This is a genomic window from Nocardia sp. NPDC059228 (assembly GCF_042754245.1).
GTDB lineage: Bacteria > Actinomycetota > Actinomycetes > Mycobacteriales > Mycobacteriaceae > Nocardia.
Genome location: NZ_JBHZAL010000021.1, coordinates 50,111 through 67,095 on the forward strand (window position 1 = coordinate 50,111; position 16,985 = coordinate 67,095).

General features: G+C 70.3%; 12 protein-coding genes. 4 read left to right on the forward strand and 8 right to left on the reverse strand.

Features of this window, described 5'->3' with window-relative positions; genetic code table 11:
* Positions 1-173: 173 nt before the first annotated feature.
* The 3 genes from ACFXKA_RS27705 to ACFXKA_RS27715 all read right to left on the reverse strand — a co-directional run bounded on the left by ACFXKA_RS27705 (position 174) and on the right by ACFXKA_RS27715 (position 4,599).
* Positions 174-2,000 (reverse strand): phosphoenolpyruvate carboxykinase (GTP), encoded by a 1,827-nt coding sequence (locus ACFXKA_RS27705; protein ID WP_379429518.1) that lies wholly within the window; start codon positions 1,998-2,000, stop codon positions 174-176.
* A gap of 169 nt (positions 2,001-2,169) precedes the next feature.
* Positions 2,170-3,885 carry a hypothetical protein gene (locus tag ACFXKA_RS27710; RefSeq protein ID WP_379429519.1) on the reverse strand — a complete coding sequence of 572 codons (1,716 nt, stop codon included), beginning with the start codon at positions 3,883-3,885 and terminating at the stop codon, positions 2,170-2,172.
* A gap of 45 nt (positions 3,886-3,930) precedes the next feature.
* Positions 3,931-4,599, reverse strand: a complete 669-nt coding sequence (locus ACFXKA_RS27715) for a hypothetical protein (RefSeq protein WP_379429520.1) — start codon at positions 4,597-4,599, stop codon at positions 3,931-3,933.
* Between the two features lie 240 nt (positions 4,600-4,839).
* Here ACFXKA_RS27715 and ACFXKA_RS27720 point away from each other — a divergent pair, with 240 nt between their 5' ends.
* The 4 genes from ACFXKA_RS27720 to ACFXKA_RS27735 are packed head-to-tail and all read left to right on the forward strand — an operon-like array spanning position 4,840 to position 11,144.
* Positions 4,840-6,213 (forward strand): lipase family protein, encoded by a 1,374-nt coding sequence (locus tag ACFXKA_RS27720; RefSeq protein WP_379429521.1) that lies wholly within the window; start codon positions 4,840-4,842, stop codon positions 6,211-6,213.
* A gap of 58 nt (positions 6,214-6,271) precedes the next feature.
* A complete protein-coding gene (gene trmB, locus ACFXKA_RS27725) occupies positions 6,272-7,105 on the forward strand; it encodes a tRNA (guanosine(46)-N7)-methyltransferase TrmB (protein ID WP_379429522.1) in 834 nt (277 codons plus the stop codon).
* Entirely contained in the window at positions 7,102-7,872 is a 771-nt protein-coding gene (locus ACFXKA_RS27730) for an NYN domain-containing protein (protein ID WP_354841194.1), read from the forward strand. Before trmB ends, ACFXKA_RS27730 begins: the two co-directional genes overlap by 4 nt.
* The gene (locus tag ACFXKA_RS27735) at positions 7,872-11,144 is read left to right on the forward strand and encodes an MMPL family transporter (protein ID WP_379429523.1); all 3,273 of its coding nucleotides are present in this window, start codon (positions 7,872-7,874) and stop codon (positions 11,142-11,144) included. The genes ACFXKA_RS27730 and ACFXKA_RS27735 overlap by 1 nt, the downstream gene beginning before the upstream one ends.
* Before the next feature lie 77 nt (positions 11,145-11,221).
* Here ACFXKA_RS27735 and ACFXKA_RS27740 read toward each other — a convergent pair whose 3' ends face one another.
* The 5 genes from ACFXKA_RS27740 to macS all read right to left on the reverse strand — a co-directional run bounded on the left by ACFXKA_RS27740 (position 11,222) and on the right by macS (position 16,983).
* The gene (locus ACFXKA_RS27740; protein ID WP_379429524.1) at positions 11,222-12,967 is read right to left on the reverse strand and encodes a DUF2339 domain-containing protein; all 1,746 of its coding nucleotides are present in this window, start codon (positions 12,965-12,967) and stop codon (positions 11,222-11,224) included.
* Between the two features lie 491 nt (positions 12,968-13,458).
* Positions 13,459-14,274 (reverse strand): alpha/beta fold hydrolase, encoded by an 816-nt coding sequence (locus ACFXKA_RS27745; protein WP_379429525.1) that lies wholly within the window; start codon positions 14,272-14,274, stop codon positions 13,459-13,461.
* Positions 14,275-14,348: 74 nt separating this feature from the next.
* Positions 14,349-14,990: a DUF1707 domain-containing protein gene (locus tag ACFXKA_RS27750; protein WP_379429575.1), complete on the reverse strand. Its 642-nt coding sequence runs from the start codon at positions 14,988-14,990 to the stop codon at positions 14,349-14,351.
* A gap of 108 nt (positions 14,991-15,098) precedes the next feature.
* Entirely contained in the window at positions 15,099-15,761 is a 663-nt protein-coding gene (locus ACFXKA_RS27755; protein ID WP_354841183.1) for a response regulator transcription factor, read from the reverse strand.
* Positions 15,762-15,798: 37 nt separating this feature from the next.
* Positions 15,799-16,983 (reverse strand): MacS family sensor histidine kinase, encoded by a 1,185-nt coding sequence (macS, locus tag ACFXKA_RS27760; protein ID WP_379429526.1) that lies wholly within the window; start codon positions 16,981-16,983, stop codon positions 15,799-15,801.
* Positions 16,984-16,985 lie beyond the last annotated feature (2 nt).

Genomic DNA, 16,985 nt, shown 5'->3' on the forward strand with positions numbered 1-16,985 from the left:
CGGGCGGCTCGGGTGCCGTTTCCAGACGTGCACCCGTGCCGGCGGTTACGAGCCGACACAATTTCGGGGGTACCCGGCGAGTTACCCTCGCCACCCGAAATCAGTCGTCCCGTCCCATAACACAAACGGCTCACCCGCAGTCTCAGTGCGGGCGAGCCGTTTTCGTCATGCCCCTAGGCGAGACGCTGCTTCAGGGCCTCGAACTCGTCGCGGATGCCGGAGGGCAGCTTGTCGCCGATGAACTCGAACCACTCCTCGATCAGCGGAATCTCCCGCTTCCACTCCTCGACGTTGACCGCGAGCGCCTCGTCGACGTCGGCGGTGTTCACGTCCAGGCCCTCGAGGTCGAGGTTGGCGGCGGTGGGGACATTGCCGATCGGGGTGGCCTCGGCCTCCGCGGTGCCCTCGATGCGGTTGACGATCCACTCCAGCACGCGGGAGTTCTCGCCGAATCCGGGCCACAGGAAGCGGCCGTCCTCGCCGCGGCGGAACCAGTTGACGTAGAAGATCTTCGGCAGCTTCTGGGCGTCGGCGTTCTTGCCGAGGTTGATCCAGTGGCCGATGTAGTCACCCACGTGATAGCCCATGAACGGGATCATGGCCATCGGGTCGCGGCGCACGGTGCCGACCTTGCCCTCGGCGGCGGCGGTCTGCTCCGAGGACAGGGTGGCGCCCATGAACACGCCGTGCTGCCAGTCGAAGGACTCGGTCACCAGCGGGACGGTGGTCTTGCGGCGGCCGCCGAAGAGGATGGCCGAGATCGGCACACCCTGCGGGTCGTCCCACTCGGGGGCCAGGGTCGGGCACTGCGACATCGGGGTGCAGTAGCGCGAGTTCGGGTGCGCGGCCAGGGTTTCCGACTCGCGCTCGTACCAGTCGTTGCCCTTCCAGTCGATCAGGTGATCGGGCTGGCCCTCCAGGCCCTCCCACCACACGTCACCGTCGTCGGTCAGCGCGACATTGGTGTAGACGGTGTTGCCCGCGTCGATGGTGGCCATCGCGTTGGGGTTGGAGGAGTGGTTGGTGCCCGGCGCGACGCCGAAGAAGCCGAACTCCGGGTTGACGGCATAGAGTTGCCCGTCCTTGCCGAAACGCATCCACGCGATGTCGTCGCCGAGGGTCTCGGCGCGCCAGCCCGGAATGGTCGGCTGGATCATCGCGAGGTTGGTCTTACCGCAGGCCGACGGGAACGCGGCGGCCACGTAGTACGCCTTGTTCTCCGGCGAGATCAGCTTGAGGATGAGCATGTGCTCGGCCAGCCAGCCCTCGTCGTGCGCCATGGCCGAGGCGATGCGCAGCGAGTAGCACTTCTTGCCCAGCAGCGCGTTGCCGCCGTAACCCGAACCGTAGGACCAGATTTCGCGGTCCTCGGGGAAGTGGGTGATGTACTTGGTGTCGTTGCACGGCCACGGCACGTCGGCCTGGCCCTCGGCCAGCGGCGCGCCCAGCGAGTGCAGCGCCTTCACGAACGGCCGGTCGGCGCCGAGCTTCTCCAGGGCGGCCTTGCCGGCGCGGGTCATCACGCGCATCGACACCACGACGTACTCGGAGTCGGTGAGCTCGACGCCCAGCTTCGGGTCCTCGGCGCCCAGCGGGCCCATGCAGAAGGGCACCACGTACATGGTGCGGCCCTTCATGGAGCCGCGGTACAGCTCGGTCATGGTGGCGCGCATCTCGGCCGGGTCGACCCAGTTGTTGGTCGGACCGGCGTCGGCCTCGGTCTTCGAGCAGATGTAGGTGCGGGACTCGACGCGGGCGACGTCGGAGGGGTCGGAGAGCGCGAGGAACGAGTTGGGCTTCTTGCTCTCGTTCAGCTTCTTGAAGGTGCCCGCCTCGACCAGCTTGGTGGTGAGGGCGTCCCACTCCTCGTCGGAACCGTCCGACCAGACCACGCGGTCGGGCTGGGTGAGTTCTGCGACCTCCTGTACCCAGGCAAGCAGTTCCTTGTGCTCGGTGGGCGCGGTGCCATCGTGAAGACCAGGAATGGTCGCTGAGGTCATGAAAACTCTCCTGAGATGGGCGGCCCCGAGGTCATCGAGCCGAGGACCACGGCTCGCGACACCGAGTGCCACCAATTGCGGCAGGGCTCCCACTGGTCTCGACGCTTGCCCGTACCGGCTGGACGCGCGTACAAGAACGCAACGGATGCCCTGGTTCCTGCCATAGAGGTTAACGCCATATATCGGGGTGTACGGAATCGGGTTGTCCACTCGGTACCGGGTCGAAACCTCCGACCAGCCGCTGAGCGAATTCAAGTGCGGCCAGGTCACGGTCGCATGCCAGCAGTAAAGCGGGGCGCCGCTGCGCCGCCTGCCGCAATTGCGCCTCCAATTCACCGACCCGCAGATCGGTTTCCACCATGCGCGCGGTGGCACTGCCGAGCACCTCGTCGGTGAGCCGTTCCTCGGCGTCGACCAGGGCCGTGGCGACCCGCTGTTCCAGCTGCGCCCGGGCGTCGACCAGCATGTCCGCCACCCATTGCCGCAGGTGAGCGCCATCGGCGAGGTGCCGGCGGGCACGCACCACCCAGCCCGCGGCGGCGGCACCGAGGAGCAGACTGACCGGCACGATCGCGAAGTCGAAGGCCTGCAGCAGGGCCAGCGGAGCCACCACCAGCCGGCCCAGTCCGAAGCCGGCCGAGGCGCCGAGCGCGATCACCAGGTGGTCCTCCGCACCTCGCAGCCGCGGACCCGGCGCGGGAACCGCCCTCGACGCCCGTTCCGCGGGTGCCGGAAAAGATATATGCCATTCCTCCGCGACGGATTCTTCGACCTGACGGCACAATTCGCCGATCCTGGAGCGAATCGACCGATCCGTCTCCTGTGTGAGTTTTTCCACAGAATCGCTCACATGCCGCGGAAATTCGGCGTGTGCGCTGCGCGGCAGGCGTTCGATTTCGGCCCGTAGCTCCCCGTGCAGTGCCCGGATTCTGGCTCCGACCTCGTGCAACAGATCCACTCGCGCCAACTGCAGCCGATTCCGCACGATCGTCATGGCCGAGCCCCGCCCGCCGTCACTCACCGCCAGCAGCCGCGCGCGCTCCTCCCGCAGCCCCGCCACATCCCCGCCGTCCCGCAGCTTCCCGAGCTGCGCCCGAATCCGCCGCCGCGTCTCGGTCATCACCCGCTCCCGCACGATCGCCACCTGATCCCCCACCGCTCCCGCCCCGGCCGCCGCGACCAGCCGCGCGTGCAACAGCCCCACCCCCGACCGGTCCAGCAGCGCCGGATCCCCCGCCGCCCGCGCCACCGCCGCCATCCGCGCCGACACCGGCACGATCTCCGCCCCGCTCTCGCCACCGGCCTTCGCCAGCAGCTCGACGTCCAGCTTCCGCACCTCCCGCCACTGCCGATGCGCGTGAATCCCATCCAGCGCGAACACGATCCGCGTCCCGTCCGCCCGCAGCGCCCGCACCCGCGCCAGCATTTCGCCCCCGATCAGCGCCCCGGCGTCGAGCACGACGAGCGCCACGGGACATGGGCGGGCCCCGGGTCCCGCGGCGGTCGCGGCCGATGGATCGGCGTCCTCGGCGCCGGCTCCGGCCGCTGTGACGACGATGAGGTCGATACGCGGCTGGAACCGAGCCAACTCGACCCGCAATGCCGCCGCGTGCGACTCGTCGCCGCCGAGGAGCGCGATCGCGGTGACTCCGGTCCGCGGCTCCGGGACAATCGCCCGCAGCAGGGCCAGACCGTGCGGATTCCAGCGCATGACAACGGCTTCCACCGCCGCGGGCAGCTCGGCCGGCGATGCGGGAGGTTCGGCGACGGGTGCACCGCCCCGGACGGACCGGTCCACATCGGCCGGGGCCGGCCGCTGCAACGGCGGCAGTTCGAGCCCGTGCAGCGGCGGCGAGTCAGCGGGGCGGGGTTCGGGGATCAACACCGCTGATTCGTATCCGGCGGCGTATTCGGCTTGGCCCCGGGCGAATCAATCGCCGCGCGCGGCGGCGACTGCCTCGTAGCGGCGGTGGAGTTCGTGGTGGAGGGGGTCTATTCCGCTGGCGCAGTGGAGGATTTGCAGCAGTAGCTGCGGAGGCAGGGCGGGGTGGCGGCGGAGGGCCGCGAGGGCGCAGGAGACGCCGAAGAGGTCCCAGCGGTCCAGCAGGGCTCGGCGGGATTCCAGGTCGGGGGCGAGATCGGGAGCGGTGAAGAGGTCGTGCGAAAGGGTGAGGGGTGGGTCGGGGCGGTCGCGATGGCGGTGGAGGGTGCGGAGGTCGGCGTCGGTGAGGGTGCCCGAGCGGGTGCGCGCGGCGAGGGACGCGACCACCGGGAAGACGGGCAGACCGAGTTCAGCGGTGAGGTCGGCGGCCGCCGCGGCGGCGTCTGGCCAGCGGACGCCGATGGCATCGGCCTTGTTGAGTACCACAAGGGTGCGGTCCGGGTGGACGGTGGCGAGCAGGCGGCGGTCGGCGTGGCCGGCCAGGCCGGGGAGAACATAGAGGACGAGATCGGCGTCGAGTGCGGGGTCCGGTTGCCCGGGCTGGTCGACCGGTCGGGTTTCTTCAGCGGTGAGCAGCGACAGTGCATGTCGCAGGGTGGTTTTGCCCGCACGGGCCCGGCCCGTCACCTGGATGCGCGGAGATCGCCCGACCGGCACGCGGGCAGCCTAGCCGGAAGCCCCTGGGCGCGTGGGCATTTCGGATCACAAACGCGCTGGCCGGGCGGTGAGGAAGCAGACCGGTCCGGGTCCTTCTGTGCGCCCGCACAATTCGGCGCAACCGCTCTTCACAGACACCTGCGATTGCCCTACTCTGGCGATTCGGTCGGCATCAGGGCCGATGCACGGCTGCGGCGATCCCTCTCGGTCCACGGCCGGGCGCGACGAGGGGAGGTGGCGATGACCGTCAATGCGGACGTCATCGAATCATCCGGGACACCGGGCCCGAAAGGGACACTACGACCGGCAGCGGCCGGGCAGCCGAGCAGCCGCCCGCTGCCGCCCGGCCGGGACCCCTTCTTCCATCCGCCGCGCGGGTTCGCCCGCCACGCGGCGGGCACGATTCTGCGCAGCCGTCCGGTCGACATCGCGCTGTTCGGCCTGGTGCCGCAACACGTGACGGCCTGGCAGCTGCTGTACCGCAGCCAGGATCTGCACGGCCGGCCCGAGGTCGCGGTCACCACCGTGCTGCTGCCCGAGGGCGCCGAACCGGATGCGGAGCGCCCGCTGCTGGCCTTCCAGACCGCCATGGACGCCGTGACCGACCGCTGCGCCCCGTCCTACGCGCTGCAGCGCGGCGCCCTGTCCCCCGGCTCCATCACCCAGCTCGAATGGCTGCTGGTCGCGAACGCGCTACGCCGCGGGTGGGCGGTCAGCATCGCCGATCATGAAGGGCCGCAGGGGAATTTCGGCGTGGCGCGCGAGCCCGGCTACCGCGGCCTCGACGGTGTCCGCGCCGCACTGCGTTTCGCGCCGCTCGGTCTGCGCCCGGACACCAGGGTGGCCGTATGGGGCTATTCCGGTGGCGGCATGGCCAGTTCGTGGCTGGTGGAGATGGCTCCCGAGTACGCGCCCGAGCTGAATATCGTCGGGGCGGTGCTGGGCGCGCCGGTCGGTGATCCCCGCCACGTGTTCCTGAACCTGAACGGCGGCCTGTTCGCGGGCTTTCCGGCGATCGTGATCGCCGCGCTGCAACAGGTCTACCCGGCGCTGGCCGAGGTGGTGCGCCGCGACTTCACCCCCGAGGGCCGTCGCCTGCTGGACCGCGCCCGCTCCCTGGGCCCGATCGCGGTGCTGCCGCTGCTGGTGGGCCGCCGCATGGACGACTATCTGCGGCGTCCGCTGGCGGAGATCCTGCCGGATCTCGAGGACATGTTCGACGAGCTGCGCCTGGGCAATCGCACGCCCGCGTGCCCGGTGCTGGTGGTGCAGCCGGTGCACGACCAGGTCATCGACGCCGCGGGCATCGACGGTCAGGTCGAGCGGTACCGGGCGGGCGGCGCGGCGGTCTGGTACGTCCGCGATCGCCTCAGCGAGCACTTCTCACTACTGCCGCTGGCGACCCCGATGAGCCTGGACTGGCTGGCCGATCGGCTGGCCGGGAAGACTCTTACCGAACCCACAACCAAGACCGTCTGGTCGGTCGCGCTGTCCCCGGCACATTGGCGCGGCATGGTGGAAATGGCAACTACCGCAATGCGAGTCACCCTCGGACTGCCGCTGCGCCCGGCCGCCGCGCCGGCGTCCGGCGAGGTCTCGGGCCTGGCAGCCTGAGTGATCGCGGTCGCCGCAACCGTGGTCGATTGCTGCGCGAACTATCCGGTACTGGACAATGGACGCCGTGAACGACGCCGCGAACCACACTGCCGAGCCAGTTCCCGGGCCGCGGCCCGCCCAGTCCAACGGTGACGCCGATCACTCGGAAGCCGCCATCGGCCGGCCGGATCGGCCCGCGGGCAACCGCCTCTACCCCCGGGTCACCAGCTTCCGCGCCCGCCGCGGCGCGGTATCGCCCGCGCGCCAGGACGCCTGGGATCGGGTGTGGCCGGTGATCGGCAAGGACGTCTCCGACGAAAAGCTGGACGCCGACGCCTGGTTCGGGCGCTCGGCGCCGCTGATCATCGAGATCGGCTGTGGCACCGGCACCGCCACCGCGGCCATGGCGCAGGCCGAGCCGCAGTTCAACCTGATCGGCATCGAGGTCTACAAGCCGGGTCTGGCCCAGCTGGTGCAGCGCGTCGAGCGCGAGGGCATCGACAACCTCCGGCTGCTGCGCGGCGATGCCGTGGATGTCCTGGAAAATATGATTGCTCCCGAATCGCTGACCGGGGTGCGCGTGTTCTTTCCGGACCCGTGGCCGAAGGCGCGCCACCACAAGCGGCGGCTGTTGCAGCCGGAAACCTTCGCACTCATCGCAAGTCGGCTGATTCCGGGCGGCGTGTTGCACGTGGCGACCGACCATGCGGACTACGCCGAGTGGATCGGCCAGCACGGAAATGCGGAACCCCAGCTCATCGGCATGAACGAGCCGACCGGAGGGGATCCCGAGGCCTACCGGAACAAAGCACCGATTGGTTTCGAACGCCCGATTACCAAGTTCGAAAGCAAAGGACTCCGCGCGGGTAGCGCCATCACCGAGTTCATCTGGGGGAAGATCGAATCATGAGCGTCAGTGAGATGGCCCACGGTGTGTCGGAAGTTGCCGGAATAATGCACGGCGCCGATTCGACCGAACTATCGGGCACCACAGGGCTCCACGGCAATGCCGGGGTCGCCCTGGGCGGCACCGCCACCGATGTGCGCCGCGTCCTATTGGTCTGGGATGCGCCGAACCTCGACATGGGCCTGGGCGCCATCCTCGGCGGACGCCCGACCGCCGCCTATCGCCCGCGCTTCGACGCGCTGGGCCGCTGGCTGCTGGCCCGCACCGCGGAACTGTCGGTGGGCAGCACCACCCGGGTCGAACCCGAGGCCACGGTCTTCACCAATATCGCCCCCGGCACCGCCGATGTGGTGCGCCCCTGGGTCGAGGCGCTGCGCAATGTCGGCTACGCCGTCTTCGCCAAACCCAAGATCGACGAAGACTCCGATGTGGACAGCGACATGCTCTCCCACATCGAACTACGCCGTCGCGGCGCGGGTCTGGCCGGGATCATGGTGGCCTCCGCCGACGGACAGGCGTTCCGCGCCCCGCTCGAGGAGCTCGCCGCCTCCGGCGTGCCTGTTCAGGTGCTGGGTTTCCGCGAGCACGCGAGTTGGGCGGTCACGTCGGATATTCTCGAGTTCATCGACCTCGAGGACATCCCGGGCGTGTTCCGTGAACCGCTGCCCCGGGTCAGCCTCGACTCGCTGCCCGACGAGGGTGCGTGGCTGCAGCCGTTCCGGCCGCTGTCGGCCCTGCTCACCTCCCGCCCCGCTCAAGGAGTCGCTTAGTGTTCACCCGCTGGGGCGACCTGGTCTACAAGCTGCGCTACACCGTGCTCGGTGTTGTCGTGGCGGCAATGCTCTCGCTCGGAGCCTTCGGATTCGGGCTGGAGGACCATCTCAGCTCCAGCGGATGGTTCGACCCGAACTCCCAGTCCTCTCAGGCCGCGGTCCTGAAGGACCAGGTGTACGGGCGCGACCACACCAGCGACGTGGTGGTGCTGTACACCGCGCCGGACGGTGGCACCGTCGATGATCCCGCGTGGAATCAGAAGATCATCGACAACCTGAACAACCTGCCGGTGAAGCACCCGGAGATCAGTCAGGTCAACGGCTCGCCGTGGAAGACCAGTACCGGTCAGCAGCTGGCCCAGGCCGCCAGCCAGGACCGCAAGCACGCCTTCGCCTCCATCGCCATCAAGGGCGACAACGACACCGACATGGTGCGGAACTACCGGAAGGTGAAGGACGCCTTCTACATTCCGGACGTCAAGGTCGAGGTCGCCGGTCTGCAGCCGGTCGCGGGCACGCTGAACGACACCATGGCGCAGGACCAGAAGCGGATGGAGATCATCGCCATTCCGGTGGTGGCCGTCCTGCTGTTCTTCATCTTCGGTGGAATCGTGGCGGCGGCGCTGCCGCTCATCATCGGTGGTCTCACGGTGCTCGGCGCGAACGGCATCGTCATGGCGATCACCAAGTTCACCGAGGTGAATTCGTTTGTCTCCCCGGTAGTTTCGATGATCGGCCTGGGCCTGGCGATCGACTACGGCCTGTTCATCGTGAGCCGCTTCCGCGAGGAGGTGGCCGACGGTTACGACACCAAGGCGGCGGTGCGGCGCACGGTCGTGACCTCCGGCCGCACCGTGTTGTTCTCCGCCACGATGATCATCGCGGCCAGCGCCGGCATGCTGCTGTTCCCGCAGGGCTTCCTCAAGTCGGTGGCCTACGGCACCATCGCGACGGTCGCACTGGCCGCGGTGTCCGCGGTCACCATCCTGCCCGCGCTGCTGTCCATTCTGGGTCCGCGCGTGGATGCGCTGGGGCTCAAGCGGTTCCGCAAGACCAAGACCGCCGAGCAGATCGAGAACGGTTTCTGGGGCAAGCTCACCGCCTGGGTGATGAAGCACCCGCTCAAGGTCGCCATCCCGCTGACCATCGGCCTGCTGCTGCTGATCATCCCGGTGAAGAACCTGCAGTTCGGCGGTATCAGCGAAACCTATCTGCCGCCGGACAATCCGACCCGCCTGGCGCAGCAGCACTTCGACGAGACCTTCCCGCTGCGCAAGGCCGACCCGGTCCAGCTGGTCATCATCACCGATAACCCGAAGGACATCGGCACCATCCTCAACGAGGCCAACCAGGCCCGCGGACTGCAGCCCAAGACCACGTTCTCGCTCCCGCAGACGCCGCCCAACGGCTCCAATGTGTGGACGACCTCGCGGCCGCTGGACAAGGGCAGCGACATCACCGAGACCATCGACGACCTGCGGGCGATCGACGTCCCGGACGGCGCCGAGGTGATGGTCAGCGGCACCCCGGTGATGATGCAGGACAGCATCGATCAGCTGGTCGATCGCATGCCGTTGATGATCGCGCTGGTGGTGCTGGTGACCACCATCCTGATGTTCCTGACCTTCGGCTCGCTGGTACTGCCCATCAAGGCCGCGCTCATGAGCGCGCTCGGCCTGGGCTCCACGCTGGGCATCCTGACCTGGATCTTCATCGACGGCCACGGCGCGGGCCTGCTGAACTTCACCCCGCAACCGATCATGTCGCCGGTGCTGGTGCTGATCATCTCCGTGGTCTACGGCCTATCCATCGACTACGAGGTGTTCCTGCTCTCCCGCATGGTCGAGTCCCGGACCCAGGGGGCGAGCACCACGGAGGCGGTGCGCGCGGGCACCGCGCAGACCGGCCGCATCATCACCGCCGCCGCACTCATCCTGCTGGTGGTCACGGGTGCGTTCGCGTTCTCCGACCTGGTGATGATGCAGTACATCGCCTACGGTATGGTGTCGGCGCTGTTCATCGACGCGACCGTGCTGCGCATGCTGCTGGTGCCGGCCACCATGAAGCTGCTCGGCGACGACTGCTGGTGGGCGCCCAAGTGGATGAAGAAGATCCAGCAGCGGATCGGCCTGGGCGAGCCCATCCTCGACGATGAGCGGCCCGGCGGCGGCGAGGTGGTCGACCTGGTGAAGACCACCCCGATCACCGACCCGGTCACCATGCAGATCCCGATCCTGTCCGACGGCACCGCCGCCCCGGCGCGGTCGCGCAAGCCGCGCCCGGCCCGCACCGTCGACGTGGACAGCGAGGCCCCGACCCAGCGCATCGACAAGGTCGAGCGGGCCCAGCCCGCCGAGCCCGTCCAGTCCGCGGAGCCCGCTCAGCGCACCGAGTCCCCGCAGACCCCCGAGCCCGCGCGGCCCGCCGAAAGCTCCGCGGCCGCAGCCCCGGAGACCAAGCGCGCGCCCGGATTCCCGTCCGCCGCCATGCGTCCCGGCCACGGCGTCACCCCGTCGACCACGGCGGCTCCGGCCTTCGCCAAGCCCGTCGGCATCGGTGAGCCCACCCCCGAGCCGCCCGCGCCGGTCGGTGAAATCGGTACCGCCGCACCGGCGGAGGTCACCCCGCCCCTCGCCCCCCGGCGCGTCAGCGCGGCCTCGGAGGACGCGCCGACCACCGATCTCGGTTCCGGCCGCACCGGTCTGGGCGCCAACCCCACCGGTCCGGGCGCGGCCCGGGGCCCGATGGCCCCGCACCCCATCGGCGACTTCGCTTCTCCCGCACGGGGATCCGCGAATACCGGTAGCGGGCTGCCGCAGCGTGCGCCCGAGGCCGTGGCTCCGGCGGTCGCCCCCGTGAACCCGATGCCGTCGGTCTCGCAGCCGGGAGCGCCTGCCGCGCCCGCGGATTCGCCGCCGCCCGCACCGGTGGTCGGTTCGGAGCGGGTGCTGCCGCCGCCGAAGATCCCGCCGCATCCGGCGACCCGAGCGCAGCTGTACCAGCCGCACCCGCCGGAGCCGGAGCAGAGCGAGCCCACCGAACAGCTCGCGGAAACCGCTGCCGAGGAACAGCATCCGACGCACCACGCCGCGCAGGATGCGCCGCAGGACGGCCCCGGCCGCAGCAGCATCGAGCAGTGGATGTCGGATCTGCGCTCCTCACGGCGTCGCCCGCCCGCCGAGAATCCGGACGAGGACGCCAAGCATCGGGGCGGCGACGGACGCACGGTGAGCGTCAACGAACTGCTCCGCCGCCAGAACCACGACTGATATCGGACATCAGCGAGGCCCGGCCGAATCCTCGGCCGGGCCTTCCTGTTTCCCCGTGCTACCCGGACCTCTCTGCGCTACGCGGACCGCACGCCGGAGTCCATATCGCCGAATGCCCGCGCGTAGCGGGTCCCCACCACGAGCAGCAGGACACCCACCACCAGGAACGCCGCCGCCCGGACCAGACCGTCCAGGGTGGCCAGGTCGAAGAGGAACAGCTTCGCGAGCGCCGCGGCGGTGACCAGCAGCCCCGCGCCGAGAGCGACCTTGGCCCGCTGCGGCCTGCGCGCCAGGCGGCGCAGGCCGTACAGCAGCGCCGCGGTGGCGGCGGCCATCCAGACGATCGTCGCGACGGCGTGCCCGGCCAGAAAACCGTTGCGGCTCCCGGTGGCGATACCCAGGGAGACGGTCAGGGCCGTCACCGCGTACAGAGCCCCGATACCGGCGAACACCGACAGCACGGTCGCCTCGGATTCGCGGTCCAGCAGGCCGATCCGGCGCGCGCACCAACCGGCGACGGCCAGGGTGGACAGCACTGCGAGCGCCGACAACGCGGTCGAAAGGCCGAGGTGCGCTTCAGCCTCCGGCTGGTTGGCCAAGGTCGCAATGTCGGCCCGGTAGAAGAAGGTCAGCGCGCCGAGGGCACCGAACGCGACACCGATTCCCGCCGCCACCCGCGCCCGCTGCTGCCCGGCCACCCCGAGGAATCCCATGGCGACCAGCAGCAACGCCACCGGCAGCGTCTGCACCCGCGCGATCCCGATGCAGGCCTCGAGCAATGCGAACGCACCCGCGAGCGCGGACACCACCGCCAGATGCCCCGGAATCCGCGCGGCGGCACCGAGTTTCGGCAGCCACGGCACCACCGCGACCCCCAGCAGCATCGTCGCGACGGTGGCCGAGACGAGTACCGACCCGGTGCGGGCGAACATGATCGGCGCGGCCAGCATCGGAACCGTCGCGGCGCCGAAGCTCAGGCTCGCCGTCACGTCCCCGGCCCGGAGTCGCCCACCGAGCACCGCACCCGTCAGCCCGGCGACGGCAATGACGATCGCGGCGGCGAGAACCTGGAACCGGTTCGAAGCCGGGGTCGCGTCTCCTCCCGGATTCAATGCCGCGCCGGCCACCGCGACCAGGGTCGCGAGCACCGCCGGAACGGTCCGCACCACGTGCAGCCAGGACCAGTCGCGCACCGAATGCACCGGCAGAGCGGCGATCTGCAACACGATGAGGAAGCCCAGCAGCGCCAACTCGGTGGTCACGAACGGGGCCAGCACCGCCGCACCCGCCAGCACCAGCACCGCCAGCCCCTGCGCCCGCCACCGCACGGCCAGGGCCACGCCGCCGGCCGCGATCCCGAAGGCGACCACATAGCCGACCACCGGGTTCAGCCAGCCGTACATCGTGGTCACCGCGACGATGTCCAGGTATCCCCCGGCGATACCCGTGGCCGCCAAGGCGATTCCCCCGACCCGGCCACCCGCCTTCGCATACACCCGGGTTCCAGCCGCGACCAGCACCGCCGAGAACACCGCCCCCGCAGCCACTCTCGGCACCGGTCCGAAGAATCCGGCCTGCGCCGCCAGCACCAGCAGCATCACCACGCCGATGAGGGTGACCGCGACACCGGCGATGGCCAGCGCCCGGCTGATCACCCCTTCCCGCTGCCACCACGGCGGACGAATCGGCCTGGCAGGCACCGCACGTCGCTGCGGCGGCGACGGCATGGGCTGATACCAGGGCTGCGGCCCACCGGCTGCCGCCCATCCGGGCCGCGACGCACCACCGTATGCCGGAATGCCGTGCGCCACCGGTGTTCCCATGGCAGGCACAGTCCAATCTGATACCGGAGGAATCGGACCGGGATACGTGGCCCGAGTCGGAATACCCTGGCCGGCAGCGGTTCCCGCGAATTGTGCCGGACCGGGAGCCCACGCCGCCCCCGGGGGAATCGGGTCCGGCGACCCAGCGGGTGCGGGCGGAACAGTAGGAACGGGCATGACTGCGCCCGTCGCCTGGGTAGTGGCGACGGGCGCGGGGTTCGGGGTGCCGGTGCCGGCGAGGACCTGGCGGTGCAGGGCTTCGAGGTCGCGGCCGAGGAGGTTCAGGTGCTCGCTGAGCGAGGTGAATTCGGTCGACAGCCGCGCGATCAGGCGGGGATCGATGGCGGGATTCATGTCCGCCATACTCTCGACCTGGGCGTTTACTCACATGAGTAGAAACACCCGGGCCGCGCGCGATTACTACCCGATTCGATCACTACCCGATTCGATGCGAGCCACCCGGATCGACGCGGGCAGCGCCCGGCTCCGGGTCAGGCGCGGTGGGCGGGGGCCTCGGCGCGGGCGATGGTGGCGCGAATCTCGGCGGTGATCAGGTCCGGAGCCTCGAGCATGGGCACGTGGCCCAGGCCGGGCAGGGGACGCACCTCGACGGCGGCGGTGGGGGTCAGCGGGGCGTAGACGTGGGGCGGGAGCACGCGGTCGCGGTCCGGCAGCAGGATACTGGTGGGTATGTCCAGTTCGCTCAGCCGGGTGAAACCCGTTGGGAGATCCGGATCTTCGGCCAGGTCATCGACGATGGCGCATTCGGTGATGGCCGCGGTCATCGCCTTGGCCAGCGGATTCGGCACCAGGGCGGGACGATCGGCGAGCAGCGGGAGCAGCAGGCTGCGCAGCAGCGAGGGCATGCTCGGCCGACGGTCGGGTCCCAGGCCGATGAGCGGGCCGAAGGCCCGGAACTTGCGCAGCAGCGAATCGGCGGCGGCGGGCGTGCGCCACAGGCCCGCGGGGGCGATGGCGGTGCAGGATCGGGCGCGGCCGCGGGCGGCGAGTTCCAGCGCGATCCAGCCGCCCAGCGAATTGCCCGCGATATGCGCGGTGTCCCAACCGGATTCGTCGAGCAGGCGCTCGCAATGGTCGGCCAGGTCGGCCACGGTGGCGGGCCGGGCGGCCTCGGGTCCGCCCCAGTGGCCGGGGAGGGTGGGGGCGAGCACGGTGTGCCCGGTGGCCAGCTCGTCGAGCACCGCGCCCCAGGACTGCCAGGTGAGCAGGACACCGTGCAGCAGGAGCAGCGGCTCGCCGCCGCCGGATCGATACACTGCCTCCGGGGTCGCGACGCCTTCCACCATGTGCGTGACCCTACCGCCCGGATCCGTCCGCCGCCGCGCTCGATTCCGCGGCACTGCGGCCTCGGGACCGGCGGTCACGCACCGTTGAGGAACCGCTTCCAGTTGGTGCCGAACGGATGCTTGGCGGTGACGGAGCTGAACCGCAGCGTGCCGTGCACGACCAGGTGCAGCGGCCCGATGGGCGGGCCGGTGCGCACCTTGGTGTTGGCGCTGGAGCCGATCAGGTCGATGGCATTGAGGTCCACGGTGGCCTCGGCCGGCACGATCAGTTCGATCGAACTGCAGGTGTCGTTCACGTGGATCTCCACCACCTGGGTGGACATGACGGCCTGGGTGAAGTCCAGGCGCACGCTGCCCAGCATGCTGTTGATCGCCAGCGCCGGCGGCACGTGCCAGGCGCCCTTGCGCTCCACGCTCGACAGCCGCGCGCGAATCACATTGGAGGGCACCGCCGGTGGCATCCGGTGCGCGGTCGCGTACCGGGGCGGCGGTTGCACGAACCGCTGGCCGGCGGGGGCGGGCTGCCCGACCAGCCGGACGCCCGGCAGATCGATCAGCACCGCATTGAGTTCGCCGCGGGTCTTGGCCGCGAGCGCGGTGTCCATGCGCTCGGTGAATTCCCCCAGCGACAGCATGCCCAGCCCGACCGCGCGCTGCAGCAGCCGGCCGACATGTTCGCGTTCGACATCGGATACTCGTAGATCCCGGTCGCCGATCACGGCGTTGCCGGTCACGATCGCGGAAACCGCTTCAGGACCTCCCATGCTTCGAGGCTAGCCAGCACGGGGCCGCCACCGCATCAGGGCAATCCCTGAACCGTCCCCCTACTCGAGGCCCTGCTCGATGGCGTAGCGGGTCAACTCGACGCGATTGCCGAGCTGCAGTTTGCGCAGCGTGGACTGCACGTGGTTCTCCACAGTGCGGTGACTGAGCCCGAGCCGGGTGGCGATCTGCTTGGCGGACAAGCCCTTCGCCACCATGCGCAGCACCTCGGTCTCGCGGTCGGTGAGGGCGGGGCGGTGTGGTTCGTCGCGTTCGGCGGGGGTGCCGGCGATCCGGCGGAACTCGCCCAGGACCAGACCCGCCAGGCCCGGGGTGAAGACGGCCTGTCCCGCCGCGGTGGCGCGGACGGCGTCCAGCAGTTCGGTGGCCGAGGCACTCTTGACCAGGTAGCCGGTGGCGCCGGCCTTGATGGCGTCGAGCACGTCGTCGCGTTCGGCGGAGGCCGACAGCACCAGCACCCGGGTGCGCGGGGAGACCCGCAGCACCTCGGCGGTGGCGTCGGCGCCGTTGCCGTCGGGGAGCTGCATGTCCATGAGCACGACCGCCGGTTGCACGGCGCCCGCGCGGGCCCCGGCGGCGCGCACGCCGTCGGCGGTGGCGACCACGGCGAATCCGGCCTCGGCCAGGTCGCGGGCGACCCCGTCCCGCCAGATCGGGTGGTCGTCCACCACCATCACCGTGATTCCGGCATCCGATTCGGTCATGTCCGCCTCCGATCTCATTGTGGCCGTTCGAGGGCTCTCAGGGTCGCGGTTCCAGGGGCACGCGGAACTCCCATTCCGCGCCCTCGTCGTCCGCGGGCGCCGCCTCGAACAGCAGCTGCGCGGTGCCGCCGAGGGCGGCGATGCGCCCCACGATGGACCGCGAAACACCCATGCGCCCTTGCCCTTCGGCCTCCGCGAGCCGGCCGGGCGGAATGCCGGGGCCGTCATCGCGCACGCTCACGATGAGCTCGTCGCCGGTATCCTCCAGCAGCACATACGCTTTCGCGCCCGGACCGGCGTGCTGGACCACATTGGCGAGGGCGGCGGCCACGGCGGCGGCGACCTCGCGCGCCGCCCAGTGGCCCAGTGGCACCGGATGACCGGGGGTGGAAACGAACACGGACGGGGTGGCCTGGGCGGTGAGCAGCGGCCGCAGATCCTCCTCGGCGCCCCCGGCGTCGGTGCGATCGCCCTGTTCGGAGACGAGCACCCGCAGCGCCACCTCCTGCTCGCCCGCGCGCTGCGCCAGTTCGGCTGTCGGGCCGCCGATTTCATTGCCGCGCCGCTTGATGTAGCTGAGTACCTGCAGGACTCCGTCGTGCACCTCGCGGGCCAGGCGTTCGCGTTCCTGGGCGGCGGCGGTGAGCCGGACGGCGCGCTGCAGCTGCGCGTGCGCGCGGCGGGCGGTATCGGAGGCCAGGCCCAGCGCGAGGCCCACCGAGATGAGGACGGGCAGCGTCGCATCGCGCCACACGTCGAAGTCCCATTGGGCCCGTGCGGTGATGACGGCGGCGGAGATGAGCAGACCCGAGCAGATGCCGCCGAACGGTCCCCACAGAATCGCCGCGGAGACAACGGCATTGGCGGCCCAGAGCGTGGTGGGCAGGGTCTGATGGTGGTGATACCAGTCGTAGGGCGCGACCAGCCGGGTCGCGAAGATCAGGGCGATGACCACGAGATGGTCGCCGACCACCACGGCCGTGCGCACCCGCGGCTCGTGCCGGATCCGCCACTGCGACAACAGCACCGCCGAGATACCCGACCACACCGCCATCACGGCGATCAGCGCCCAGCTCAACCGCTGATTGCTGTAGTACGACACCGAGGCGATCTGCTGACCCACCGCGTACAGCAGGGTGACCAGCCGGAACGCCTGCACCGCCCGCCACAGTGGCGCGGTGGCCGCCCAGGCGGGATCGGGCTCCACCGTCCCCCGGGCCACCG